At 37.0% G+C, this 26169-nt stretch carries 28 protein-coding genes; 15 read left to right on the forward strand and 13 right to left on the reverse strand.

All coding sequences use genetic code 11. The annotated features are described in order from the left end of the window. Window positions 1–26 precede the first annotated feature (26 nt). From lipB to DRF61_RS13435, 4 genes are all read left to right on the forward strand, one after another. Complete coding sequence (gene lipB / locus DRF61_RS13420) at window positions 27–755, forward strand: lipoyl(octanoyl) transferase LipB (RefSeq protein ID WP_111957832.1); 729 nt, start codon at window positions 27–29, stop codon at window positions 753–755. Between the two features lie 178 nt (window positions 756–933). Beyond that, window positions 934–1980 (forward strand): serine hydrolase domain-containing protein, encoded by a 1047-nt coding sequence (locus DRF61_RS13425; RefSeq protein ID WP_111957834.1) that lies wholly within the window; start codon window positions 934–936, stop codon window positions 1978–1980. 302 nt (window positions 1981–2282) lie between these two features. After that, window positions 2283–3236 (forward strand): protein-glutamine glutaminase, encoded by a 954-nt coding sequence (locus DRF61_RS13430; protein WP_146896859.1) that lies wholly within the window; start codon window positions 2283–2285, stop codon window positions 3234–3236. Window positions 3237–3341: 105 nt separating this feature from the next. Further along, entirely contained in the window at window positions 3342–3617 is a 276-nt protein-coding gene (locus DRF61_RS13435) for a hypothetical protein (RefSeq protein ID WP_111957838.1), read from the forward strand. A 98-nt stretch (window positions 3618–3715) separates the two neighbouring features. Here DRF61_RS13435 and DRF61_RS13440 read toward each other — a convergent pair whose 3' ends face one another. After that, window positions 3716–4468: an SDR family oxidoreductase gene (locus tag DRF61_RS13440; RefSeq protein ID WP_111957840.1), complete on the reverse strand. Its 753-nt coding sequence runs from the start codon at window positions 4466–4468 to the stop codon at window positions 3716–3718. A 249-nt stretch (window positions 4469–4717) separates the two neighbouring features. Here DRF61_RS13440 and DRF61_RS13445 point away from each other — a divergent pair, with 249 nt between their 5' ends. From DRF61_RS13445 to DRF61_RS13465, 5 genes are all read left to right on the forward strand, one after another. Continuing rightward, complete coding sequence (locus DRF61_RS13445; RefSeq protein ID WP_111957842.1) at window positions 4718–5350, forward strand: NAD(P)H-dependent oxidoreductase; 633 nt, start codon at window positions 4718–4720, stop codon at window positions 5348–5350. A gap of 31 nt (window positions 5351–5381) precedes the next feature. Next, window positions 5382–5819, forward strand: a complete 438-nt coding sequence (locus DRF61_RS13450) for a MarR family winged helix-turn-helix transcriptional regulator (protein WP_111957844.1) — start codon at window positions 5382–5384, stop codon at window positions 5817–5819. Then, a complete protein-coding gene (locus DRF61_RS13455) occupies window positions 5816–6238 on the forward strand; it encodes an organic hydroperoxide resistance protein (RefSeq protein WP_111957846.1) in 423 nt (140 codons plus the stop codon). The genes DRF61_RS13450 and DRF61_RS13455 overlap by 4 nt, the downstream gene beginning before the upstream one ends. A gap of 115 nt (window positions 6239–6353) precedes the next feature. Continuing rightward, window positions 6354–7076 carry an NERD domain-containing protein gene (locus DRF61_RS13460; protein ID WP_111957848.1) on the forward strand — a complete coding sequence of 241 codons (723 nt, stop codon included), beginning with the start codon at window positions 6354–6356 and terminating at the stop codon, window positions 7074–7076. Between the two features lie 41 nt (window positions 7077–7117). Continuing rightward, entirely contained in the window at window positions 7118–7678 is a 561-nt protein-coding gene (locus tag DRF61_RS13465) for a YdcF family protein (protein ID WP_111957850.1), read from the forward strand. An 18-nt stretch (window positions 7679–7696) separates the two neighbouring features. On the opposite strand, the gene def is transcribed toward DRF61_RS13465, so the two are convergent. The 9 genes from def to DRF61_RS13510 form a co-directional block, all read right to left on the reverse strand. Beyond that, the gene (gene def, locus DRF61_RS13470) at window positions 7697–8326 is read right to left on the reverse strand and encodes a peptide deformylase (protein WP_111957852.1); all 630 of its coding nucleotides are present in this window, start codon (window positions 8324–8326) and stop codon (window positions 7697–7699) included. A gap of 284 nt (window positions 8327–8610) precedes the next feature. After that, entirely contained in the window at window positions 8611–9483 is an 873-nt protein-coding gene (locus tag DRF61_RS13475) for a ChaN family lipoprotein (protein WP_111957854.1), read from the reverse strand. A gap of 132 nt (window positions 9484–9615) precedes the next feature. After that, window positions 9616–10644, reverse strand: coding sequence for a hemin-degrading factor (locus DRF61_RS13480; protein ID WP_111957856.1), 1029 nt, complete (start codon window positions 10642–10644; stop codon window positions 9616–9618). A gap of 4 nt (window positions 10645–10648) precedes the next feature. After that, the gene (locus DRF61_RS13485) at window positions 10649–11299 is read right to left on the reverse strand and encodes a class I SAM-dependent methyltransferase (protein ID WP_111957858.1); all 651 of its coding nucleotides are present in this window, start codon (window positions 11297–11299) and stop codon (window positions 10649–10651) included. Between the two features lie 2 nt (window positions 11300–11301). After that, window positions 11302–12075 (reverse strand): heme ABC transporter ATP-binding protein, encoded by a 774-nt coding sequence (locus DRF61_RS13490; protein WP_111957860.1) that lies wholly within the window; start codon window positions 12073–12075, stop codon window positions 11302–11304. Beyond that, a complete protein-coding gene (locus tag DRF61_RS13495; RefSeq protein WP_111957862.1) occupies window positions 12075–13115 on the reverse strand; it encodes a FecCD family ABC transporter permease in 1041 nt (346 codons plus the stop codon). Before DRF61_RS13495 ends, DRF61_RS13490 begins: the two co-directional genes overlap by 1 nt. Then, window positions 13099–13977, reverse strand: coding sequence for a heme/hemin ABC transporter substrate-binding protein (locus DRF61_RS13500; RefSeq protein ID WP_111957864.1), 879 nt, complete (start codon window positions 13975–13977; stop codon window positions 13099–13101). The genes DRF61_RS13495 and DRF61_RS13500 overlap by 17 nt, the downstream gene beginning before the upstream one ends. 20 nt (window positions 13978–13997) lie before the next feature. Then, window positions 13998–15107 carry an HmuY family protein gene (locus DRF61_RS13505; RefSeq protein WP_111957866.1) on the reverse strand — a complete coding sequence of 370 codons (1110 nt, stop codon included), beginning with the start codon at window positions 15105–15107 and terminating at the stop codon, window positions 13998–14000. A 12-nt stretch (window positions 15108–15119) separates the two neighbouring features. Further along, a complete protein-coding gene (locus DRF61_RS13510; protein WP_111957868.1) occupies window positions 15120–17225 on the reverse strand; it encodes a TonB-dependent receptor plug domain-containing protein in 2106 nt (701 codons plus the stop codon). 93 nt (window positions 17226–17318) lie between these two features. Between DRF61_RS13510 and DRF61_RS13515 the strand changes: the two genes are divergently transcribed. Both DRF61_RS13515 and DRF61_RS13520 read left to right on the forward strand, forming a co-directional pair. Continuing rightward, window positions 17319–18137 (forward strand): T9SS type A sorting domain-containing protein, encoded by an 819-nt coding sequence (locus DRF61_RS13515; protein WP_111957870.1) that lies wholly within the window; start codon window positions 17319–17321, stop codon window positions 18135–18137. 201 nt (window positions 18138–18338) lie between these two features. After that, window positions 18339–19634 (forward strand): T9SS type A sorting domain-containing protein, encoded by a 1296-nt coding sequence (locus DRF61_RS13520; RefSeq protein WP_111957872.1) that lies wholly within the window; start codon window positions 18339–18341, stop codon window positions 19632–19634. 177 nt (window positions 19635–19811) lie between these two features. Here the strand turns inward: DRF61_RS13520 and DRF61_RS13525 are convergent, their stop codons facing one another. The 3 genes from DRF61_RS13525 to DRF61_RS13535 form a co-directional block, all read right to left on the reverse strand. Next, a complete protein-coding gene (locus tag DRF61_RS13525; RefSeq protein ID WP_111957874.1) occupies window positions 19812–20102 on the reverse strand; it encodes a putative quinol monooxygenase in 291 nt (96 codons plus the stop codon). Between the two features lie 87 nt (window positions 20103–20189). Beyond that, window positions 20190–21077 (reverse strand): sulfite exporter TauE/SafE family protein, encoded by an 888-nt coding sequence (locus DRF61_RS13530; protein ID WP_111957876.1) that lies wholly within the window; start codon window positions 21075–21077, stop codon window positions 20190–20192. A 186-nt stretch (window positions 21078–21263) separates the two neighbouring features. After that, the gene (locus DRF61_RS13535) at window positions 21264–21671 is read right to left on the reverse strand and encodes an RrF2 family transcriptional regulator (RefSeq protein ID WP_111957926.1); all 408 of its coding nucleotides are present in this window, start codon (window positions 21669–21671) and stop codon (window positions 21264–21266) included. Between the two features lie 131 nt (window positions 21672–21802). On the opposite strand from DRF61_RS13535, the gene DRF61_RS13540 reads away from it, so the two are divergent. The 4 genes from DRF61_RS13540 to DRF61_RS13555 all read left to right on the forward strand — a co-directional run bounded on the left by DRF61_RS13540 (window position 21803) and on the right by DRF61_RS13555 (window position 26163). Further along, window positions 21803–22231, forward strand: coding sequence for a DUF4268 domain-containing protein (locus tag DRF61_RS13540; RefSeq protein WP_111957878.1), 429 nt, complete (start codon window positions 21803–21805; stop codon window positions 22229–22231). 526 nt (window positions 22232–22757) lie between these two features. Beyond that, window positions 22758–23396, forward strand: a complete 639-nt coding sequence (locus DRF61_RS13545) for a hypothetical protein (protein WP_111957880.1) — start codon at window positions 22758–22760, stop codon at window positions 23394–23396. A gap of 146 nt (window positions 23397–23542) precedes the next feature. Continuing rightward, window positions 23543–24361 carry a DUF2314 domain-containing protein gene (locus tag DRF61_RS13550; RefSeq protein WP_111957882.1) on the forward strand — a complete coding sequence of 273 codons (819 nt, stop codon included), beginning with the start codon at window positions 23543–23545 and terminating at the stop codon, window positions 24359–24361. 242 nt (window positions 24362–24603) lie between these two features. Beyond that, a complete protein-coding gene (locus DRF61_RS13555) occupies window positions 24604–26163 on the forward strand; it encodes a T9SS type A sorting domain-containing protein (protein ID WP_111957884.1) in 1560 nt (519 codons plus the stop codon). The last annotated feature ends 6 nt before the right edge of the window (window positions 26164–26169 follow it).

A 26169-nucleotide genomic window follows, 5' to 3' on the forward strand; every position in this document is an offset into this window, starting at 1 on the left:
CATTGCAAGAAAACAGACATCAACGTATGAATACACATCAAAATAAATCGATAGAATTTGAAGATCTTGGTATAAAAGAATATCAGCCTGCCTGGGATTATCAGGAAAGCCTGATGAAAAACATCATTGATACCAAGATAAAAAACCGTGATTTGCCTGCAGAACAACACATCACGACTCCAAATCACCTGTTATTGGTAGAGCATCCTCATGTTTATACATTAGGAAAAAGCGGTCATGAAGAAAATATGCTTGCGGGTATTGACAAACTGAAGGAAATAGATGCTACTTTCGTGAAAGTGAACCGTGGCGGAGATATTACTTATCATGGATACGGACAGATCGTTGGTTACCCGATTTTGGATCTTGAAAACTTTTTTACAGATATTCATTTGTATATGAGAAATCTCGAAGAGGTGATCATCCGGGCCATTGGTGAATTCGGTATTAAAGGTGAGCGTTCGCCGGGAGAAACCGGTGTATGGCTGGATGTGGGAAAACCTTATGCCAGAAAGATCTGCGCGATGGGTGTAAAAGCCTCGCGATGGGTTACCCTTCATGGTTTCGCATTGAATGTGAATACGGATATGCGGTATTTTGAATACATTATTCCATGTGGTATTAAAGACAAGCAGGTGACTTCTGTAAAAAGAGAGCTTGAAAGAGAACTTTCACCTGAAGAAATGGAAGACCTGAAAGGAAAGATCAGAAAGCACTTTGCAGAAGTTTTCGGAGCTGAACTTGTCCATAAATAATAAAAATTTTACCAGAAATAAAACCGGCCGTAATTCTACAGTCGGTTTTTTTATTTACAGATGAATCATTATTCTAAATTCTAACGTTTTTTATTTCAAAGTTTTCTGATCCTGTATTATTTTAAAACTTATTTTTGGTTTCTTATAATATCAAACCAAGCCCAAACTTTTAAGTCCAATGAAACCAGTTATCAGAATCTTCTGCGTTACAGCATTTCTTTTTTCTGCATCCGTATCGTATGCCCAAAGCAAAGATGACTATGCCAGACGCATTGACAGTTTAATACAATCTCCAACTTCTCCCAGGCCATTTAACGGGGTCGTTCTGATCACGCAAAACGGAAAAATAAAATACTCAAAAGCCTATGGTTTCGAGGACAGCCGGACGAAAGTTCCTTTGAAAATAGATGACCAGTTTGAGATCATGTCCAATACCAAACAGATCACTTCTGTATTAGTATTAAAACAATTTGAAAAAGGAAAAGTAGATCTGCAGGCTCCGATTAAAAAATATCTTCCTTCCCTGACACAGCCATGGGCGGATTCGGTTACTGTTCATCAGCTCTTAAATCACACCCATGGAATTGTTGATTTAGAAAAGCCTTTACTGTTTAAGCCCGGTACAGAATTCAAATATGGAAATCTGTCTAATATTCTTTTAGGAAAGATCGTTGAAAAGACTTCTGGTAAATCCTATATCCGGCAGGCTACTGATCTGTTCAAAGAACTTCATCTGAAAAACACATTCTGCTATTCTAAAGATAACCGCAGAAATCTTGTTTCGGGACATATGAATAAGGATAATAATTTTACTCCTGTTGAGAATTCATTTATTACCAATGAAAATATGCCTGCTGACGGTGTGATTACCACAGCAGAAGATATGGCAGCCTGGAATTCACTTCTTCATAAGGGGAAAATTCTGAGCTCTAAAAGTTATAAGCTCATGACTACACCTTCCACATTGTCACAACACGATGTGTTTGGAAAAGAAAAATCCGGTTACGGTTATAATATGCGTATTGTGAAATATAATGGCATTCCTTATTTGGGACATACAGGTCTTGGTGATGGTTTCGCATCTCTGAATGTCTATGTTCCCGGCTCCGATGTAAGCATTATTGTTATGGAAAATCAAATGAGTGAAGACAGTAATTTATATTATTATCAGGAAGCACTGATCAGAAATATTGTTCTGGAAAGCAGCCTGATCAAAAAGAAATAATTAATTTTTAAAATAAAATCATCCCGCTCATTCTACTGTGCGGGATTTTCAATTTTTATGACTATCGGAATTGTTTTTATATATTGATAATGAAAACCCACTCAAACACCCTTAAACACAGATATAATTCAAACTTATGTTAAAATAATTAACATTTTATTGAAAAATAGTTTGCTGGTATTTTATTTTTATTTACTTTTAATATCACAATAAAGTGAACTATTTTATAATAGATTCAGCTCAAAAGATGACACACCAAAAACTTAGAGCAATATATTACTAACCACCAAACTATGAGAATTATGAGAAATTTTTTGTTATCAATGATGGTATTTGTGACAGCCCTGTCACTGAATTCCTGTACAGACTCCAGCGCAGAACAGCAGATGAGTCAGAATGAAACCAGCAACAAAAACCTGACGGATCTGGGAAAAACAGTTCCGGTAGGGATAGACGACGAGAACGGTACCCTGAAAGTATCATTCATTGTTACGGCCCAATTCTATACGATAACGCCTACGAAAGAAAATGAAAAGTACATCAGCCTGATCAGGGAAGCGGTAAAAAATGAAGCTCCAATCCAGGTTTTTATCAAGCCTAACACGCATGAAATTGCGAAAGTAGAAAAAGGAAGTGAGGAGGATATCCGCTTTTTCAAATCTGCTTATACCAAAGAGGTTAAAAGTGAAACGAACAAATTAACAAGTGTTCTTCCCAATGTAGCAACATTAAACAGCATGTTTGCCCTGATCAAAAACCAGGCTTGCGGTACTTCTACAGCCTCTTCACCATGCATTACATTCAGATACCCGGTAGACGGATGCTATGCCAGAGCTCACAAAATGAGACAGATCCTGATCAATAACGGCTACGACTGTGAGAAGCAGTTTGTATACGGAAACTTAAAAGCCTCTACAGGTACTTGTTGTGTAGCATGGAGCTATCATGTTGCAATCCTTGTAAGCTATAAAAATGCATCGGGTGTTACAGAAAAAAGAATCATAGATCCTTCCCTTTTCCCTAGCGGACCTGTTACGGATACGGCATGGAGAAATGCATGTATCAACACCAGCTGTGGATCTGCATCGGTTTCTTCTTACGCGAATACAGCAGGAAATGTGTATTACAGAAGTCCTACCAATTCTTATCTGTATGACAATAATTTAGTGAACACGAATTGCGTCCTGACGATATTCTCACCATATTCCGGATGCTCACCATCACCGGCTCCAAGTGTTGCAAGCTGTGGATTCTAATTAACATAAACGCTTCTGCCATTTTTTATCATAACTTAGTGGCAGAAGCTGTTTGCCAAATATTTTTTTATGAAAATCTGGACTTATATACTAATAATATTATTTATGATCACATCCTGTTCCGGCAGCTCAAGTTCACAGAACCTGACCTGGTATAATAATTCAGTGATCACCAATGTAACTGAAGACCCTGAAAAACCGGAAGAGTTCACCCGTATATCCATCGGAATAAGCCCACAGATTTTTTACTTGTCTAAAAAAGGAGCCAATTATAAAGCGCTTCTTGAAAAAACAAACCAAAGCCATAAAAGAGGAAAAGCTTATAATATAGGTATTGAAAATAATACGAATATTATAAAACAAATCAATGAAATTCCATAATAGATTTCCTTTCTGCAAAAATAATGTACTTAAAAATTGACTGAACAACATTAAATGATTTCCTTCAAATCCCCATCACTGATGATGGGGATTTCCATTTATCGTATCACTGAAATTCCAGCATCTACCTTAATTTCTGTTCCATGAATGTAAGAAGCCTCTTCTGAAGCCAGGAACAGAACTGTATTCGCAATCTCTTCCGGCTCTCCCTGCCTTTTAAAAGGGATAGTGGGAATAATATCGTGAACGGCACTTTCAATCTGTTCTGCATTCAAACCTGTATTATTAAAAATATTGGTTTTGATATGTCCCGGACTGACCCCGTTGACCCGTATTCCTCTTTCCGTAAGCTCCACAGCGAAGGTCTTAATAAAAGACTGCACCGCTGATTTAGCAGCAGAATAAATTGAAAAATTAGGCATTGCAATCTCAGTGGCCACAGAAGTATTGAAAATGACTGAGCTTCCTTTGTCCATTAAAGGTAATAGTTGCTGTACCGTAAAGAAAGAACCTTTTACAAGCACGTTGAAAAGCTCATCAAAATGACCTTCATCCACATGCTCAATGGGAAAAAACTTTCCATAACCTGCATTAACGAAAAGCATATCGATAGTTTCTGCATATTTTCTTATCTCCTGTTGCAGATTCATAAGGTCTTTCATATTTCCTGCATCAGAAACAATCCCGGATGCTTGATCGCCCAGTTTGGTTAATGCTTTGCTAACCGTTTCTTCGCTTCGGCCTGTGATAATGGCACGTCCTCCTTCACCAATGAACTGCTGTGCTGTTGCGAATCCCATTCCATTAGTTCCTCCTGTGATCAGGGCTGTTTTGTTTTTAAATCTCTGCATTGTTTTTTTATTATAAATTCTCCTGCAAAGTTTCAAATAAAGAGTTTCATAAAAAATCCGATTCTTGTTGAAACAGAGAAACCAGGCTTGATTTTACTGTATTAATTTGTTTTTTCTAAAATTGGCATCAATTAAATCTATCAAAATTAAATTGTGCACAATTTAATTAATCCTACATTTGTATCAGAATTTAATCACCACCTTTAAAAGTGATGAAAACACAAAAAGTATAAATTTAAAATAATAGCAATGTCATTAATAGAAGACTTACAATGGAGACATGCCGTAAAAGCATATGATCCTTCAAAAAAAGTAACAGAAAAAGATCTTAACACTATTTTAGAAGCGGCAAGACTGGCTCCCACTTCATCAGGGCTGCAGCCATTCCGCGTTATCGTTGTAGAAAATCAGGAATTAAAAGAAAAGATGGTACAGGGTGCCCTAAACCCTGAAGTAATGAGAGACAGTTCCCATGTTTTAGTATTTGCTGCCTGGGACAGTTATTCTAACGAAAAAATCGATAAGGTTTACGATTATCACACCGATGTAAGAGATTTGCCAAGAGGTCGTTTCGGAAGCTATACTGATAAGATTAAAGAAATGTACGGAGCTCAGACTTCCGCAGAACATTTTGCCCATACTGCACGCCAGACTTATATTGCACTTGGCTTAGCTATGGCTCAGGCTGCAGAATTAAAGATCGATAGTACCCCTGCAGAAGGATTCAGTAATGAAATAGTGGATGAAATTCTTGGATTAAAAGAACTAGGATTAAAAAGTGTCAGCCTTTTATACCTTGGTTACAGGGATGAAGAAAAGGACTGGCTATCCACAATGAAAAAAGTAAGAGTTCCTATGGAGGAATTCATCATCAAAAAGTAATATATTTATTACCACTCTCAAGTTCAGCTTTATGGAAAATTCAAAATCACTACAATTAGAAAACCAGATCTGCTTTCCGCTTTATGTTATTGCCAAGGAGATCACAGGACTTTACCGTCCATTTCTTGACGAAATCGATATTACGTATCCGCAGTATCTGGTGATGATGGTATTATGGGAGAATGATGGTCTTGCAGTGAACCATATCGGAGAGAAACTGTTTCTGGACAGCGGAACTTTAACGCCTCTTCTGAAAAGGCTTGAGAGTAAGGGAATCATTTCCAGAAAGAGAAAAAAAGAGGATGAAAGAGTAGTTGAAGTATTTTTAACCGAAGCCGGAAAACAACTACAACAGAAAGCCTGTGAAATTCCCGGAAAAATACAGACTAAAATCGGGGTAGAAACAGAAGATCTGCTCCATCTCAAAGAAATCATCTTAAAAATATTAAACAAAATAGAAAATAAATGAAAACATTATATACAACCAAAGTAACAGCTCAAGGCGGAAGAAACGGTCATGTAAAAAGTGAAAACGGAGTTTTGGACCTTGAGGTAAGAATGCCTAAAGCTTTAGGTGGCGGCAATGATGACTTCGCTAATCCTGAAATGCTTTTTGCAGCCGGATATTCAGCCTGTTTTGACAGCGCTCTTAACAGGGTGATCAGCCTTTCAAAGGTGAAAACCGGTGAAACAACAGTTACAGCACAGATCAGTTTAGGTCAGCTGGAAAACGGAGGATTTGGTTTGGCTGCTGAACTGGATGTGAATATTCCGGGAGTTTCTATTGAAGAAGCACAAGAATTAACTGAAAAAGCGCACCAGATTTGCCCATATTCTAATGCGACGAGAGGTAATATGGAGGTGAAGCTTTCGGTGACGAATAACTAAGATTAGTTTCTTTTTTATAAAAAAATCTGTTTCTTTGGAGGCAGATTTTTTTATTTACCAATGGCAACCAACCCAATAAGCGTAGAAGCATTAACAGAAATAATATACAAATAGTATGGATAGTAATTTTTTAATTATTTTTCTATTAGCTCTGTGTATTTTATTAATTAAATACTACACTCCAAAAATAAAGGGATTAATTGGTGAGAATAAAGCCTCGAAAGCTTTAAAAAGGCTCAACAATGAAAAATACATTGTTCTGAATAATATTGAATTAAATATTAAAGGCTCCACTTCACAAATAGATCACATCATTGTTTCAGATTACGGGATATTTGTTATTGAAACTAAGAACTACAAAGGCTGGATTTTAGGCTATGAAAAAGACAAATTCTGGACTCAGGCTATTTATAAATACAGACGTAAGTTTTACAACCCTATTTTACAAAACCAAGGACATATTTATGCTTTAAAACATGTATTGAAAAATTATAAATATCTGAGATATTATTCAATAATTACCTTTACAAAAAGAGCAACGCTTAAAACCAAAACATATACCGATGTTGTTTATATAAACAGGTTAGTCAGAACAATAAAAAAATATGATTCGTATTATATTAACGAACACACTAAGAATGAAATTGTTGCAATAATTCTAACGGCAAAAACAAACAGCCGAAATAAAGATAAAAAACTCCAGGTTAATTCTGGTATGAATAAAAATACCTTATGCCCGAATTGTGGTGGAAATCTTATTGAGAGAAATGGTCAATATGGAACTTTTCTGGGCTGTAATAATTTTCCCAGATGTAAGTATACGAGAAATAAAAAGTAACAATTCTATTAAAACTGTATTGTAAAAATGAATAGTCATTTATGAAAACCCTTAAACGAACATTCAAAATATTTATTACCATTCTGCTTTTATGGTTATGTGGACATTTGATTTATATAATTGTTGACGGTTTGACAGACAAAAATATGCACGCAGATATTGCTGTGGTTTTAGGCAATACAGTCAATGAAGACGGAACACTTTCAGAAAGACTTGAAAAACGCATGGAATGTGGACTTAATCTTTATCGTTATGGACGAGTGAAAAAAATATTAGTCAGTGGCGGACTTGGAAAAGAAGGATTTTACGAAGGTGACAAAATGAAAGGGTATTTAATTAAAAACAAAGTACCTGACAGCGTTATAATTGTCGACAATTTTGGCAACAACACACTTGCAACCGTGAACAACACCCTTAAATTAAAAGACAGTTTACATTTTCAAAGTTTAATTGTCGTTTCTCAATATTTTCATTTGACAAGAACTAAAATGTTATTCAGAAAGCAACATTTTGAAAATGTAAGCAGTGTAAGTCCTCAATATTTTGAATTGAGAGACATATATTCGTTATTGAGAGAATTTGTGGCTTATTATATAGGATAAGATATTACAAATGACAAATTATCTCGTTGTAGAATCACTCCTTTTAAAAGCATCCACCTTTTTATAAGAATCATTTTTCTCCTTTTCTTTTTTATCAGAAATCAGGATTCCGAAAAGATGGTCGATTTCATGCTGGAAAATCACAGCCGTAAAACCTTCTACAATCTCGGAATATTTCTGTCCTTTCAGATCAACATACTCTAACTGGATCACTTTGCTTCTGTAAAACTGATCTCTGAATTCTGGAATGGATAAATCTCCTTCCGGGCCGAGATTCTGTAATTCTGATCTCCACACAATCACAGGATTGATAAAGTATTCCAGAGGATTTCCTTCTTTATCAAAACGCTGTACCCAGATCACTTTTCTGTTGATCCCGACCTGTGGCGCCGCAATTCCCACTCCACCGTCTGTTGATAAAAGAGATTCTTTCATTCTCTTGACCAAAGTTGCGGTATTGGAATCAACCGGATCAATTTCTGTTGAAAGACTTAATAAGGTTTTATGCTGATGAGAATCTGTAGTCTGATAAATCGGTAATGCTGTAGTAATATCTCCCTGATTAATAATTGAGGTTTCGTTTGAAGTCAATTTTTGAGCATTCATGAAGCCGATAAAAAAGATAAACAGAAAAGATATTTTTTTCATTTTTATTATTTGTTATACAAAGATAGCTAATGTGTTTCAAACATATAATTGGGCTGAAGCCCTGTTTGGCTATTTTTATACATTAAACGGGCTAAAGCCCGTTTCTATTGAATTTTAAAAGAATCATTATATAGGTTATCATGAGTTATAATCTGAAAGGCTTCGACTCCGCTCAGCCTGACAACGCTAATACTAGTCACAATAGTATCGACTGTCAGGCTGAGCGGAGTCGAAGCCTCTATTTTGTTATAAAAAATCTGGTCATCAAAAAGAATCTAAGAATTTTAAAATGTTTTCGTCATATCAGCCGGAATGATCAGGTTGAAATCTGTCGGAATATATTCTTTCGCAGGTACTTTCAGCTCCGGATCTTCAGATTCAAAAACTGAGATCACCGCCATTTTAAGGGTCGGGTTTTTCTGTTTGATATACCAATAGATTCCACCGAATTCCTTACTGTGATAGTTTCCGTTGTAATGGATAAAAGTTTTCCCGGCCTGCATGCTCTTCAGGATAGATTCAGCCATGGTGGCATCTTTTGTAGCTTGGGCAGAAATGAAGTTCATCACTTTGGTTCCTTCGGCATGATCACCCATCATTGCCTTCATTTCCTGATACCCCGGCGTATCCAAAGTTACCTTGATCGGGAGCTGTGCAATGTATGCTTTCTCTTTATCACTTAATTTATTCAGAGATTCCAATCCTTCTTTTGCGGTCTGAGATGCATATCTCCTTGGAATATTGGTCGCGATAAAATTCAGTTTTTTAGTTTTGGCAAAATCAACCAGCGGTTTGTAATCTGTTGCATAATTATTCCACAATCTGGCAGAGTCTTTTAATGTTTTAGCATCAAAACTCCCATTCAGATACTTGTTCAGCTGCAATTGATTATCTCTTTCGAACATTTCTGCCCCTAAAATAATCTGTCCGTTTTTCTTTTGAAATAAACCTTCCGTCATTTTCAGCTGAAGCCAGTGATTGATAGAGCTGTTATGATTCTCCCCAAAGAAAACAACATCATATTCAGCCAGCTCTTTGATCAGCTTATCTGTTTTTACTTCCTTTCCTTTCTTGTCATAAAACTGGTAGGCTTTGAAATCCTGTCCGCTTAACGAACAAAAAACTGCCAGCAAAACGGCGATGAAAATATTTTTCATTTTTATTTTATTTAATCACGAATTGTACAAATGTTTCTTTCACAAATATCACAAATTTTCTGCTCTATCCTCTCATAAAAAGGACCGCCTTGAATTTAAAACAAAACGGTCCATTAAAAATCATCTAACTATTTATTTCACTAATTCTGCCACAAGATCTTTCCATTCCTGCAATTCAGGAATTCCAGGTTTTCTTTTCCCAAAGAACTGAACGATGAAATCCCCTTCTTTGTTGAACACTTCAATAGCCGTTACTTCCCCGTCTTCAGTAGGTTTTTTAACGATCCATGCCTCTGCAATTTTCGTAACATCCAAATGTAAGTTGAAATCCGGGTCCATGACATTGAACCACTGCTGGTGCCAAAGTGTTTTCTTCACGTTTCCTGTATGAATCTGGATAATTCCTCTGTTTCCAACGAATACCATGATCGGAATATTCTTTTCTGAAGCGTCTTCCAGAACATTCACCACTTTAGAATTATCAATTTTTTTAGCAAATCCTTCCGGAGCCAGTCTCAGTGCCTGGGTTCTGCTTACCCCGAATTTCCTTGTCATCATAAAGAAATCGTGGGTATCTTTTAATTCCGTCCACGCTTTTTTGAATCCTTCAGCATCAATCTCGGAATCAGCCTTTTCAGGAGCTTTTGGAGCCACAGCTTCAATAGTGAACACCTGGTTCTGGTCTTCTGCTCTGAATTTTTCTACAATGGCATCGAAAGCAGCTTCATCACTGTTTTTGGTCAGATAAATCTTATGAAGGGCAAGACCGTCTTTTCCGAAGAACTGAAGGCTTTTTTTGTCTCCCTCCACTACAGCAAACGCAGATTTCCAGTGGTTAAGGAATATTCTAAGATCGATATCCTCTCCTACGAAAAGCTGTGCATGAGGACTACTGAAATCACCGTTCTGGTAGATTCCTTTTCTTTCGTGCACACATTCGTCATTGCGGGTAAGCGCCATTACTTTACCTAACTGTTCTGCTTCGGTAAGGATAGCAGGAAATTCAGGTTTAAGTACCGTTACTCCTTCGCCTATGCTTGTTGCCAGTAGTTCTGCTTCACTTACGCTCAGCTGTGTTGCAGCATTTCTTATTCTTATATGTGGATTGTCTGCTTTCAGAGCTTCCCATTTTTCCTTTAAATCATTAACTAATGTGCTCATTATTTTATTTTTTTATGGTTAAAACTGTATAAATTCTATGGATGGTTTCGTTTCCTGATTTGCTTTGTATATCTTCTTCTTTTTCAGATATTTTCATTCTCTTGAAGTGGCTTTTGGAAACAAGCTGCTCCATTTCGCTGTTGCTGTACATGGTAAAATCATATTCTGTAAACGGCAGCGTTTCCATAAATTTTTTCTGTCCGAACGTAAGAACGAAAGTTCCGTCCTTCTTTAAAACTCTGTGGATCTCATTGAGAAACTCAACTGGTTCTTCCCAGAAATACACGGTATTGACAGTAAATATCTTATCAAAAGTTTTGTCTTCAAAAGGAAGTTTTGTTCCTTCATACAGCACAAAATCAGCCTGGCTTTCAAAGTCTTTGTTCAGCTTTCTGGCTTCATTATACATGGTTTCAGAAATATCTACTCCTGTATATTTCAGGTTTTGGGCTCTGCTTAAAATATTTTTAAGGTGTCCGGCATTGCCGTGTCCTATTTCAAGGATATGTTCATCATCTTCTATTAAAAGCGTTTTAATGCTTTCCAATGTCATGCTGATATTGGTAGCGTTCATCATCTCGCCGATCTCTATGCCTTTTTCTCCTTGTGGATTGGCGAGATTCTGCGCAAGGATTTTTAATTCATCTTTTTCCATGGTTATCCAAAAATGATCATTGGGTTATTGGTAATAGGATGTCCGCAAATGGTGCACGGGAAATTGTACGCCTGGCTGATCGTTTCAGCAGTAAATACTTCCTGTGGCGTTCCGTATGCGGAAACTTTTCCTGATTTCATTAATAAAATTTTATCTGCAAATTGTGCAGCAAGGTTCAGATCATGCAATACAACAATAGCACTGTTGGCCTTTTTAGTGAAATTCTTAATAATCTCTAAAGCTTTGTACTGATGTTTTATATCTAAATTATTCAAAGGCTCATCCAGAAATACCAGTTTGTGGGCAATCTCATTTTCCAGCTGGGCCATTACTCTTGAAAGATGGACACGCTGTTTTTCTCCTCCGGAGAGTGTATTATATTCTCTGTCTTTCAGGTGATAAACGTCTGTTTCGTACATCATTTTATTCATCGCCTCAAAATCTTCTTTACGTGGCTGTGAATCAAAGTAAGGATAACGTCCCATCATGACCACGTCTTTTACATCCAGAGGAATCTCGTTGGAATTATGCTGTGAAAATTTAGACTTATGCTGAGATAATACTTTCACTTCCCAGTCTGAAATGGATTTTTCCTTAAATAAAATCTCCTGTTTTCCCTGTTTTATTTCATTAGCCAAAACACTGAGAAGGCTTGACTTCCCGGCTCCGTTGGGACCTACAATCGCTAAGAATTCGCCATACCCTAAAGAGACATCAACGCCTTCAAGAATATGGAAATCCTTGTGAAGATAATTGATCTGATGCGCTTTTATCATTAGAGTGATTTTTTAAATTTAATTAAAATAGCGATAAAAATAGGTCCTCCGATCAGGGAGGTCAAAATACCGATGGGCAATTCTGATGGTGCCACAATGCTGCGGCTGAATGTATCAGCTATCAACAGTAAAACACTTCCCAAAACAGCTGACAACGGTAAAATGAAAACATAATTTGATTTAAATAAAAGTCTTAAAATATAAGGTACGATAAGACCTACAAAACCAATGGTTCCTGAAAATGCCACACAGGTTCCTATCATCAAAGAGGTAATAATCACAATCTGCTTTTTCAGTTTTTCAACGTTGATTCCTAAATGCTGGGCATCTCTTTCTCCTAACATCATCGCATTCAGGGCTTTTCCTTTTGGAAGCAAAATTGAGTAAGAAATAACAATCACTACAGCCAAAACAATATTCTTGGTCCAGGTGGCAGCGGCTAAACTTCCCATATTCCAGAACGTAAGATCTCTTAACTGTTCATCTTTTGATATATAAATAAGGAATCCTGTAATAGAAAAGCCGATGGATGTGATGGCCACACCGCTTAACAGCATCATGACAACATTGGTTTTTCCGGCGCTTGTGGAAATCCTGTACACCAGCATCATGGCTAATAAAGCACCTAAAAAAGCGGAAATACCAACCAGTGAAAACTGAACCACTTCAGGAAGATATTGTTTGAAATGCCCTCCTAAAACAATGGCAATTGCCGCAAGTAGTGTAGCTCCGGAAGTTAAACCTATTGCTTCACCGGTTGCTAACGGATTTTTAAACAACCCCTGCAGACTTGTCCCTGAAACAGCAAGCATACTTCCTACTAAAATGGCCATGACAATTCTGGATGCTCTTACCTCCCAAATCACATATTGATCGCTTAAAGATAAGCCCGGATCACCTTTTATATAGTGCCATAAAACTTTGAAGGCTGATGTTCCTCCAAAATCGTAGACTCCTGTATTAAGTGCCAGTACTGCTATAATAGCTAGCAGTACGGCACCTATAGTCAGATAAAAGTATAGTTTACTTTGTGTTCTCAATTAAAAGTTTGTTTAATGCTACTGCTGCTTCTCCCAGTCTAGGTCCGAAACCTGAAACCAATCCTCCGTCCATTGCAATGATCTTTTTGTTTTTACCTGCATTGGTCTGTGCTACGCCCGGCATTTTAAGAGCTCCTTCGTTTCCGCCGGCACCCTGAAGTCCTGTTTCAAAGAAGAATAAAATATCAGGATTAGCTTTTACAACAGCCTCTGGTGTCAATGGCTTGAAATCTTCAAAATCGTTCACAGCATTTTCTCCACCAGCAAGACCGATCAGAGAGGCCATAGGGGTATTTTTACCTGAAACCATCAGCATGTTTCCTCTTGCGTAGATGAACAATACTTTTGGCTTTTTAGCGATAGGCTGAATTTGTTTCAGATCAGCATCGATTTTATCGTTTAGTTTCTGATAATCTGTATTTCCTACTGCTTTGGCTACGTCAGCGATCAGTTTTTTAGTTCCTTCCACAGTGTATTCCTGTTTGAAAACCTCAGCTTTGATTCCTGAAGACTTGATTTTAGCCATCAATTCAGGGTTGATATCTTTTTCTGAAGCTAAAATCAAAGTTGGACTTACCGCCATAATCGGCTCGATTGTCATGGATCTTACGTGTCCAAGATCTTTGGCCGTCGTTTTCAACGTTGAGGGATAGGTGCTGGTAACATCTGTTCCTACAATTTCTTTCTCGTGACCCAGCGCGCTTACAATTTCTGTAATTCCACCGCTCAGGGTAACGATTTTGTTATTGGTTTTCGGAGCTTCAGAAGAGGTTTCTGTTGTATTTTCTTTTTTAGCATCTTCTGCTTTTTTGCATGAATATACTGCCATCAGAATGGAAGCTGCAAGGATTAATTTTTTCATGATATACTATTATTTGATTATTATAAAGGGTCAAATTCGAAATTGGTAGTGCCGCGGTGTCCGTCTTCGCTTTTCATGGTATTAAATCTTAACTTAAAGTAAAATCCTTCTGCATCTTTCAGGACAAAAAAGCGGTCTGCGTAAACATGAGGCTGTGGGTTATCTGTTGTTCCCGTAGTGGTTCTCCATTTATCCCCAAGAGCCCTCTGATCATTAAATATAAACTTTGACTGATCCACATCTCCTAATTTAAATGAATTGTAAGCCTGATCAAGATTCCCTGCCGCAGTTACCTGGTATACTCCTACTCCGTTAAGGGTATTTGTTACCACAAAATCCGCAAAGAAATAACTTCCGGCACTTACACCGGGCGCTGTAAACACTTCATTGGTAAACGTGGTAAAACCAAGGTCCCAATTTTTTTTCTTAGGCTGAATTTTCACAGCTGTACCTGTATTAAAACTGAAAAAAGTAAAATTATAATCTGTATCCTTTGGTACAAAATATTCACTGTAACTTGCTGTATTTCCTACATCAGCGTAACGTATTTTATATCCGTTCAGGGCTCTGAAAATCTGAATTTTTTTCCAGCCTCTGGCCGCACCGGATAAACTAACTGAGCCTGGCCCGATATTATCAGAAGACGGAATATCTCTTCCAAGGTTTAACAGATACACAGGATTTTCTGCATCATTTTCCTTAATAGGTTCAATTCCTGAGGTCTGGGTAAGGAAATTGCCGTCCGGATGATCAATGTATTGCATATTGGCCGGATCAAATGTCCCAACCATTATGCTTCCTTTAAGGGTGGCAACGTCGGCTTCTGTTACTGTTTTAATATCCGTTTTATTAGGTACTTTTGCCACTGTCATAGCAAGAGAACTGTTGATCACTACATGAAATCCATCTCCGGTATAGAAACCAAGATCCCAGTCTGTTCTTTTATTGATAGAAGGCTTTTCATAATCACTTAAGTCTATCCAGACCTGATTGGGTTCGGTAGCGCCTCCTACCTTTACTTCTACTACAGATCCGGTAATTGGCGGTGCCGGAACAGGATCTTCATCAGCAGAAACACAGGACTGTAAAGCAACAGCTGAGAAAAGGGCGAATATTTTTAAATAGTTCATAAGGGTAGCTTTTTAAAATTGATAGATTAATCTCGCGAAATAGCTTCTTCCGTAATACAGATTAAGACGGTCAGTCGCTCCGTTATGGGCAGTTCCGGCAGTAGCGGTTGTATTAATAGTCGTTACGTCAAATATATTTTTCACTCCTACAGAAAGTTCCATATGATCTTTCCAGAAAGGCTGGCTTACAATAAAGTCCATCATATGAAAATCATCTGTTTTTCCCAGTCTGAAGCCTGTACCTTCACTTTCCAGCACATAATTTCTTCCCGGACCGGTATATTTATAGTAAAGGGCAAAACCCGTTTTGGTATTTTTCAATTTATAATTTGCCGACGCTCCTGCCTGAACAAGGTATTGGTAATCTGTAGGTGATGTATGATTTAATGAATTCAGGGATACTGAAGTTCCGCTTACAGATCCTCTTAAGGATAAGGCCAGCTGGTCTTTTTTAAAGTCTATATTGGCAGAGAACAGCATATTTCTGTACTTGTCCATATTCATATACTTGTAGGTAGAAGGATCTTTTACGAGTACCATTTCTATTCTGTCCCGTACGTCCAGATATAATGCATTAACACTGTACCCAATTTTCCAGTCGTTTGCTGAAAAATTCTGGTCCCAGAAAGCGCCTGCTGAAAAGCCTTTTTCAGGATTCAGATCAGGGTTTCCCTGTACATCGTGATTGATATTCACGAAATACGTATAAAGCTCATCGTAGGTAGGGAAACGGTTTGCAGTACCTGCCACAGCCCTTAAATTGGAATTTTCAGAAGTTTTATATCTTGCTGAAAGTGAGTAATTAAACTGGTTGTCAAAATTTTCACTGACGGATAGTCTTGCACCCGGCCTTACAGAAAATCTATCTGAGATATTCCATTCTGCAGAAAGGAAGTTGGAATAGGTAAAAATCTTTCTTTTTACCGCCTCACCAAAAAAATCTCCGGCAATGAGCGCTGCATATCCATTGGTATAATCCAATTCGTATCCAAGCTGAAAATCGAATGTCTTATTATTGAGAAAATTACTGAACATTCCTCTTGAATAGATGACATCTGTCTTGTAATAAGATCTGTCTTCTCTGCTGATCCTGACAGATCTGTTGGGAATATCATAGTTATAGTCATGGTATTTTCTATCCTGGTTCTGGTAAGAAAAATCTCCCATATAGCGGATATTCCCAATATTAGTCTGAATATTAAACTGATGGGCCCATCGTTTGGTATTATATTCCCGGTCTATACTTTCGTAAAGTGCACCGCCCATTCCATCGTTCAGGGGAATCCTGTTAACTTCCGGATTGTAGAAATTGAATTTTTCGTACAGGTAAGACAGTTTGTAGTAGAAAGACGTTTTATTTTTTGAATACCGTATTAATGCAGAGGCATCGTACTGATCTTTAGGGTTCCATTCAAAGCCTCTTTTATTATCTCTTTCAAAATATTTATAACCTTTGCTCTCCCCTTCATAGCCCATAAACTGGTTATGATTAAAGCTGATATTGGCAAACCAGTTATTATCAATATTATAGTCTACATTAAGGTTCTGAATATGCCTTCCGTTTCCTTTTTTCTTCAGGTCGTAATTATCCCTTACGGTTTCTTCCTGCAGAGAAGCTCTTACACTTACCTTTTTTGTATTGCTTTTTTTGGTGATAATATTGATAACTCCGGCTACTGCTCCGTTACCATATTCCACTCCCATGCTTCCCTTTACCACTTCAATTCTCTCTACATTATTCAGTGAAAGTTTCGTAAGGTCAATATTACTTCCTAATCCTGTATCACCTACTACAGGGATATTGTCTATCAGTACTTTTACATAATTGCCATCAAGCCCCATCATATTGGCCGTAGAGTTTCCCGAACGGGTGTCCGGAGTAATCTGGATATTAAGACTTTGATTTAAAACATCTGCAACATTGGTAGCAGCCATATTTTTTATCTGCTGGGCATCTATAACTTCAACTTTATATATTGATTTATTGATAGACTGCTGCGTGTACTGTCCTGTAATGACAACTTCCTCTATTTTATTTTTATTAAGAGAATCTTTTTCTTGTGCAGTCATCCAAAAGGCAATGGACAATGATAGAACGGAAAGCACTTTCTTCTTCATAAAGCAAAAATTTTGGCAAATATAATGCTTTATTTAGAATAGTTAAAAATAAATACTTATTTTTGTGGAATAATTCTAAATAAAAATAACGTTATGAAATTAAAACTACTTTTAGGAACATTAATGTTTACGGCTGCTACAGCGCATGCACAAGTAGCGACGCTTAATGAAAATTTCAACAACTTTACTATTGGAACGACTACTTTTCCTCAAAATGGATGGTCTGCTGTGGTTGCCCCTATAACAGGAGCATTTCCTCCGGCATCCCCTAGAATGATTGTAGCAGCCCTTGAAAACGACAATACACAGAGGTTTATCCAGTCTTATGCCGGCAATAATGCGACAGCTCCTTCATATCTTATTACGCCTATGATTGAGAATCTTACAGGAGACCGTGTTTTAAAATTTAAAACTACATTAGTATCCCCATCGCCAGGGCCTGGAACAATCCAGATCGGATTAGCGACAAGCGCCAGCGATATGTCGACTTTTGTGGGGGTAGGAAATCCTATCAACGTAACTACAATTGGAGTGGTTCAAAACATAAGTATTAATATTCCTTCAACTACAGGTTCTTATATTGTATTTAAATTCACTCCAAGCGCTGCCCATGTTGCGATACAAATAGATGATGTGGTGTACAACTCTTCTACTACTCTAGGGGTTAGCGATACTGCCCAATCTAAAGAAAACTTCAGGTTTACCGTTAATACTGACCAAACTGCATTGGAATTTGTTACCAAAACGGAACTAAAAAAGATTGAGATTTATTCTGCTGCAGGACAAAAAACAGCCGAAGGACAATTAAAAGGACAGAGATTTGATATCAGCGGACTTCAGACCGGTGTTTACTACATGCTGGTAGAAACTGCAGAAGGCTCCGTAGTGAAATCCAAGTTCATCAAGAAATAAGGTTTTATTATTATTAGACTAGTATGATGCCTTTGAAGCCGGCGGGAAGTATTTCCGGCCGGTTCTTTTTTGTAGCAAACCCGTTATTTTCACAGAATAATAGCTGTAAAACAAGATATAAATCATGTTTTTATTTAGAATGATTAAAAATAATTATCTACTTTTGTGGAATAATTCTAAATAATAATTTAAAAATAAGTTATGAAAACAAAACTATTATTGGCTTCGGTACTGGCTCTTTCTGTTCAACAGACTGTTTTGGCACAAACTGATGCATTAGGATACACGCAGGCAAATATGACGATGGGACCTTCCTACCAGAATCGTGTGTTTTTTAATCTTGCAAATGGTAATATGGTTTCTCAGCCGGCAAATACCTGGGATGTCGCTTTTTACAGAAATTCCAATTTTGCATTCGGTTCAAGAGTTAACGATGCTCTGAATATTGAAGTGTATACAGCTTCTACCAACCTGGCAGACTGGGATACTATTAATATCAACAATATCGCAAACTGGGGTGAGCCTCTATACAACCCTGACCAAACGACTGATATCAGCCAGGGAGCTTTTGAGCAGGGGCCCGTTACATCCCCTAATCCTAACATTCCATCAACAGGTTGGGGAGTTTACAATTCTTTAACTCATCACATTGAAGGAAAGGCTATTTTTGTCTTAAAATATACCACATCCAATACTTATGTGAAATTTGCCATTGAAGATGCTTTTGGTGGATATACCTTCAAATATTCCAAATGGAACGGAACTGCCTGGGGGCCTACTGAGACAAGAACTCTAGCCAACGGATCGGATGATGCCTATTTCAATTACTTCTCATTTACTACAGGTGCAAAAGTTCCTAATATGGAGCCCTCTAAAAGTGCATGGGACTTTATGTTTACGAAGTATTACACTTTCTATAACAATATGATGATGTATCCGCTTACAGGAGCCATCCAGGGGCCTAGTGTAAAAGTAGCAAAGGTACAGCCTGAAACACAGGAAACAGCTGCTTTCTCCACACCTGCTGATACCAATTTCTCTTCTAACATTACCACAATAGGTCATTCATGGAAGGGGATCGGAAACGTTTACAATAATGTGGTGTATTACGTGAAAAAAGGTAATGACTATTACAGGATGTATTTCACAACCAACGGAGGTGCTTCTACCGGAGATATGTATTTTAAATACAAAAAAATCACAGCTACTTTGGGAATAACGGAAGTGAGCAAAAAAGCATCTTTCGGGATCTATCCCAACCCTACAACAGCGGACAAAAAGGTGACTATACTTTTTGATGTAAAAGAAAAGGCCAATAATAAGGGAAGCATCGAGGTTTATGATCTTACAGGAAAAAAAGTACACACTGCTGAACTGACCAACCAGACGGGTTTTTACAAGCAGGATCTGAACTTATCCCATCTTACTGCAGGAAATTATTTAGTAAAAATCACTTTCGGAGGCAGTACGGAAACGAAAAAACTTATCGTAAAATAACTCAAAATTTTAATACTTTCTATTTTTTCTAATCAAAAGGCGGCTTCAGTATTCTGAGACCGCCTTTTATATGTTTTTTTAATTCAAAGATTGAAAGATTAAAATATTAAAAGACTACAATTTCTGTAACCCTGAATCTTTCAATTTTTAAATGCTTGAATGTTTAAATCTTTAAAATCAATAAATCTTAAACCCTTTATATACTTCTGCAGAGCTTTCCATGATTTTTGAAGCATCTTTGCGGAAATCCAGAAGATGATCCTGCCCGTTGTGTCTGTTGTGATGATCAACACTTTCCCACAACTCGATCAGGAAGAAGGTTCCTTTGTTATCTTTGTCTTCAATAAGATCGTACTGAAGGCATCCTTCTTCTTTTCTGGTCTCTTTTACAAGGTTCTGAAACAGTTCCACAGCGTCCATCAGGTAGTTTTCGTTAAACTTAAAAAGCGCTACTATATGCAAATTCATGTTCTAATATTTAGGGTGTAAAAGTAGAATATTTTCAAAGCTAAACATGTTTTTGAGGCATTTATTTTTTTGCAAAGCACATAAATTTTACTTGAAAACTGATTTATAAATAGTTATGGAGCTCATTACAATAACAAGGATTCCGATAATCAGAAACATTTTTTTAACGGGAAGTTTTGCTGTAAGCATCGCAGAAAAAGGAGCGGTGATAATCCCTCCTATCAGAAGACCAAGAATAATATTCCAGTGCTGTATCCCAAGGGTAAAAAAGAAAGTCACGGCAGCAGTAATCGTCAGGATAAATTTGGCAACGGTAGAACTTCCAACCGCAAATCTGGGTGTAAAAGCATTTTTAATAAGGGTTCCCGTAACCAGCGGCCCCCAGCCTCCTCCTGCAAACGAATCTATAAAACCTCCGATCACGCCAAGCCTTGTCAGATTGGTTTTTCTTTTCATTGCCCTGTTCTGCTTATCTTTAAATGCATTGGACAGGATCTGAATACCGAGGTAAAGAGTATAGAAAGCAATAAGTGTTTTTGTAATTTTGGCATAATATTCACCTAAATAGGTCAGACTTACCGCCCCAATAATAGCTCCTATAACTGCCGGAACAGCAAGTTTCTTCACTAAACTTTTACTCACATTTTTGAGCTTGATATGGCTTAAGCTTCCCGCAGCTGTGGTAAAACTTTCAGCGGAATGAATACTGGCACTTACGATATGAGGCGGAATATTCAGGAATAAGAGCGTTGTCGTACAGATCACGCCATACCCCATTCCCATTGATCCGGCTACAATCTCAGCAAATACACCGACCAGCATCATCCAATAAAAAATATAATTGTCTTTGGCAAGAACATTCAGCAGCTCATCCAGATAACCCATTTCATACATGGATAAAATAGTGATCAGCAATACTGCAGCCGTAATAAAGAATATATTGAGTCTTATCTGGATTTTTCTTGAAATTATCATAGTACAATATCATTACAGCTCCTGGTCTACCGTTTCATTCAGAGATTTGTATCATCTGTATTCCAGAATCTAAAAACTGAAATAAAGCGGTATTCTTGTGATTAAAGCATTTGGCTTACTGCAAATATCAAATAAAAATATTATCCTACCAAATAAGTAGACTAATTATTCAAAAAAAGGACCGGGTTAGTCAACCAGATCCATCAAAGTTTTTTTCTCAAGAATATTCAGAGAGGCATCCCGGACTTCTATAAGTACATCATGCAGTCCGCAATGCTCTTCATTGCAGTCTTCACATTTTTCATAGAAATTTAAGCTGACGCACGGCAGCATGGCAATAGGCCCGTTTACGAGACGGATGATCTTTGCCAGTTTTACATTTTCAGGATTTCCTTTTAAAAAGTACCCTCCTCCTTTTCCTTTTTTACTGTCAAGGATATCCGCTTTTTTCAATTCCAGCAGAATATTTTCTAAAAACTTCAAAGGGATCTTCTTATGTTCCGCAATTTCGGAAATAAGGACCGGGCCATCATTCCTTTTTTCTACAAGGTATGAAAGCGCTTTAAAAGCATATTGGGATTTTTTTGAAAGCATTACAGCAAAAATAAGAAAATAGTTTGAATTAGATAAATGGAGAATGATGATCGTAAAAGTTAATTTCTCTAATTGATACATTAACTTTCATAACGTTGTTCCTTTCCCATTAAATTCTTAAGTTTGCTCATATGTTCAGTAAGCAAGAAGCACAACAGTTAAAAAAGGAGTTTTGGACAGCTTTTGGAAAATCTTTTCCAAGAAAATGGATTTTGTATGATACCAAGATCAAGGATTTGTCATTTAAGTTTTATGCCGACAACAAAAAAGCAGCAGTTTCATTGGATATAGAAATGAAAGACGAGATCTTCCGGAATGCTTATTATGAAAAGATATGGTCTCTGGAAGACATCCTGAAAGATTTTATAGGCGACTTTCAAAAGGAAGAGCATTTTACCCTTGATAACGGAAAAATGATCAGCAAAATCTGGGTTGAAAAACATAACGTTTCTATATTCAATAAAAATACATGGCAGGAAACTTTTGAATTTTTCCGGGAAAAAATGGATGGTTTTGAAAGGTTTTATTATGAATATGAGGATTTTATAAAGGATGTTTAAGTTCAGACATAATGCCGACACTAATCATCCTCATATAAATAGTTTTGTATTATTGATAAGAATATTTGCTATAGCTCAATACAATTTTTTGCATCTGCTGTTCGCAATTTCTTAACAAAAAATTCTTATTATAAAAGCCCAGATATAATTCTGTAATTCTCTGATTTTAAATATATTTGCACTTACAAAAACTAACCCATGAAAACAGAATACAGAGATGAGAATTTCAAGCTCAAAGACCATTCGCATGCCTGTGAAGAAAACTCAGATGATACAGGCATTTTTATCTTACCCAAACCCTAACAATAAGCAACCTCATTCTGACCGCTTCCTTGTGCCCTCCTGGTATATGAATAAAGAAATTGTGAAATTATAAGAAACATTACGGAATATAAAAAATGGCCCTGAAAATGCAGTACTATAAATCTGCATCAATAAATTTTAAATTATTTATCATCAATATAATAAGGATTAAAAACTGCAAAAACCAATACACTGATAACACAACATATATTAACTACTAACCATGAAAAAAGTATATAAAAACATTTTTGGAGAAGTGATTTCAAAAGCAAAAGCTGAGAAACTGGACGATTATCATTTATATTATTATGAAAAAGATTCCGAGATCCTGAAAGAAATTGAGTTTCTCACTGAGGATGAGATATACAACATTAATTATTTTATGAGTCACGATGAGGATGAAGAGCAGATTATCAATTATCTGAAAGAGAAATCTGACCTTTTCGATATTGAAGAGAGGGAATTTGCCGGAGACTTCATCATTGCCACCAACAAAATATATTCATTAACCGTAGATGAAAAGCCTTTGATCTCAAAAACGGTTTTTTATCACGATGATCCTGAAAATTTTATCTGTTCCCAGATCCTGGACACTGAAACATTGAAACCTATCCCGGAAAGAACAACAAAATGCTGGTATACTTCTGATGAAAACGGCGAAAAATATGCTGCTATAGAGTTCAGTTATCAGGAAGACGGAAAACTTGAACTTGCTATAGATAAAACACCTAACCCTGATAATGACCTGGAATGGGAACATTATGAATACTCTACTTTTAAGGATCTGCAGAATAAAATTCCAACTGATATAGCCTATTATAAGACCGCCCGTCTGCTTCCTGAGCCTGTAGAGCAAGAATAATAAAATCTTTATTGCATCAAAAATCAAACAACCGTTTACATTTTTTCGTATTTTTTAATAAAATAAAAATGTCGGGTTTAACAGTGTTATACAATACTTTTAAACTCTTCATCATGATCAAATATTAATATCAATTACCAATCACAATGGAAGAGAATTCGTTTATATTTACTGATGGACAGGATCCTAAAATGATCGAAGCATATGAAAGAGCAAGAGAAACTTTTAAATATTTCTGGCGGGAACAGTCCTGGGAAAACAGAAGAATTATTCCCGGTCTTAACCTTGCCTGCGTAAAGGCAGCATTCAGTGAAGAAGATCCTGAAACAGGAGAAAATACGGTAGAACACATGTGGATCAACGAGATTGATTTTGACGGTGATACGGTAAGTGGATTCCTGATTAACAATCCCAACAACCTTACCAACATCCAGGCCGGAGATTATTTTGAGATTCCACTGAATGAGATCAGCGACTGGCTTTTTGCCATCACTCCTACTGCTAAGAAGCCCAAAGGACTCTCCAAACTATTTTCTTCACCCGCCAATCCTTTACCAAAAGCCTATGGCGGATTTACCATTCATAAAATGCGAGCTGATATGCCTGAAGATGAAAGAAAAGAGCACGACGACGCATGGCAGCTTGATTTCGGAGACTTCAATGATATAGAGGTAGTGAATGAACAGAAGGAAAAACCAGAAAATCTTATAGAGCATCCGATGAGTAAAAATATGGAAGGAGAATTCCTAAAGTTCCTTCAGGAATACCCCGACGAACTTACCAACAAAGATGAAAATGGACTTACTCTTCTCCATAGAGAGGCCATCGCCGGAAATCTTACCTCTGTAAAAATTATATTGGGAGCCGGTGCAGATAAAAATATAAAATCTAACAACGGAAAAACCGCTCTGGACTATGTGAAACATCTGAAGTGGGAACATATTATTCCGGTTCTGGAAGGTTAGTATAATTTATTAAATATTTCATAATATAAAAGAGAAGCCTTTAGGTTTCTCTTTTCTGATTTAATTATTATACGTCATGTTCTGTCGTTCTCCGAAAGTACCTTTACTTTTATAAAATGAATATAACATTATAAAAACACCCACAAGTGATATTATTCATATTAAATCTCAGTAATGAGACTTTTTGTGAGCGTTAAAAATGTTAAATTTGCAAAAATTATAAGAACTAATATCACAAATAGATGAGAAAACTCTACATGAGTGCATTTATGATATGCACAATCTTGGGCCTGTCGGCCCAGGAAGTATTATGGCAGAAAGACATCAAATCCTCTACCCAGGATTTCTTAAGCCAGGTAACTACAACAATAGATCAGCAGTATCTCATTACAGGAAGCTCCATTCGGAGTAGTAAACTTCAAACAGAAGCTGGTAAGCAAAACAACGGTTACGATTTCCATTTAGTAAAGCTTAACCAACAAGGCGAAGAGGTCTGGGAAAAATATTTCTCGGGAAACAACCATGATTACCTGTCCGCATCTGTAGCCACTCAAGAAGGAGGATTTCTTATAGCAGGAACATCCTATTCAGGGAAGGGTCTGGATAAGAAAGACGAATCAAAAGGTGGATCGGACCTATGGTTGATAAGGCTCAACGAATTCGGAGACGAACTGTGGCAGAAAACTTTAGGATCAGCATCGGATGAAGAAGCGAGATCAGTTATTCAGACTACAGATTTAGGATTCTTCTTAGCAGGAAATGTTCAAAACTCAGCTAAAGGTTATGGTTCCAAAGATATTTTAATTGTAAAACTCGATAAAGATGGAAAAGAACTCTCTCAGTCTATTTTAGGAGGAAAAGGTCTTGATGAAGTAGAGAAAATGATTCCCACTAAAGATGGTGGTGCCTTGCTAGGCATCTATTCCAGAAGTACTATAGGCGGATCAAAGAAAACCGAAAATTTTGGTGAAGGAGATTACTGGGTGATCAAGCTTGATAAAACCGGAAAAACAGAATGGGAAAAGAGCTTTGGGGGCAAAGCAGATGATCATCTAAGAACACTCGCTTTAACCTCTTCAGGTTATTTAATTGGCGGGGAATCTAGATCTGAGAGGTCAGGAAATAAAAGCGTAGGCATAGAAGAAGGAACAGATTTGTGGCTGATCTCTTTAAACGAAAGAGGTGAAGAAATCTGGCAAAAATCCTACAATTTTGGGAACAGAGATATTCTGATGGGAACGAGTGTAATCCAGAGTCAAGATTCAATAGCCAAGAACCAAGATGTCACAAAAGGAATTCTTTTGGGAGGTTATACCCAGGCAAAAGGAAGGATTGAAGCAGATGATGAAACCTTCTGGATGCTTTATCTCAATACTGATGGAAACGAGCAGTGGAGAAAACACATAAAAGGAGAATCCAGGAAAAGAGAAGAAAGACTCTCTGATATAAAACTGAATAGAGACGGCTCAATCATTTTAGCAGGAACCAGTGCAGAAGAACTTGGAAAAGAGAACTGGAAGATTGTGAAGCTGGGAGATAAACAGCTTGATCAGCTGATTGAAAAACAGGATATTAAAATCTATCCGAATCCTGTTTCAGATTATGCATATGTAGAAATTGGTTTTGATTTTAAAGAAGCTGATATTACTTTGTACGATATGGGCGGGAGACAGCTTCAGAGTTTGAAAACTAAGAATAAGATTACTAAAATTAATACTCAGAATTTGATACAGGGAGCTTATCTGGTGACAATAAAAACGGATACAAATAAAACAGCAAGTGCAAAACTAATTAAGAAATAAAATACT

The sequence above is a fragment of the Chryseobacterium lathyri genome, from assembly GCF_003290185.1.
Lineage (GTDB): Bacteria > Bacteroidota > Bacteroidia > Flavobacteriales > Weeksellaceae > Chryseobacterium > Chryseobacterium lathyri.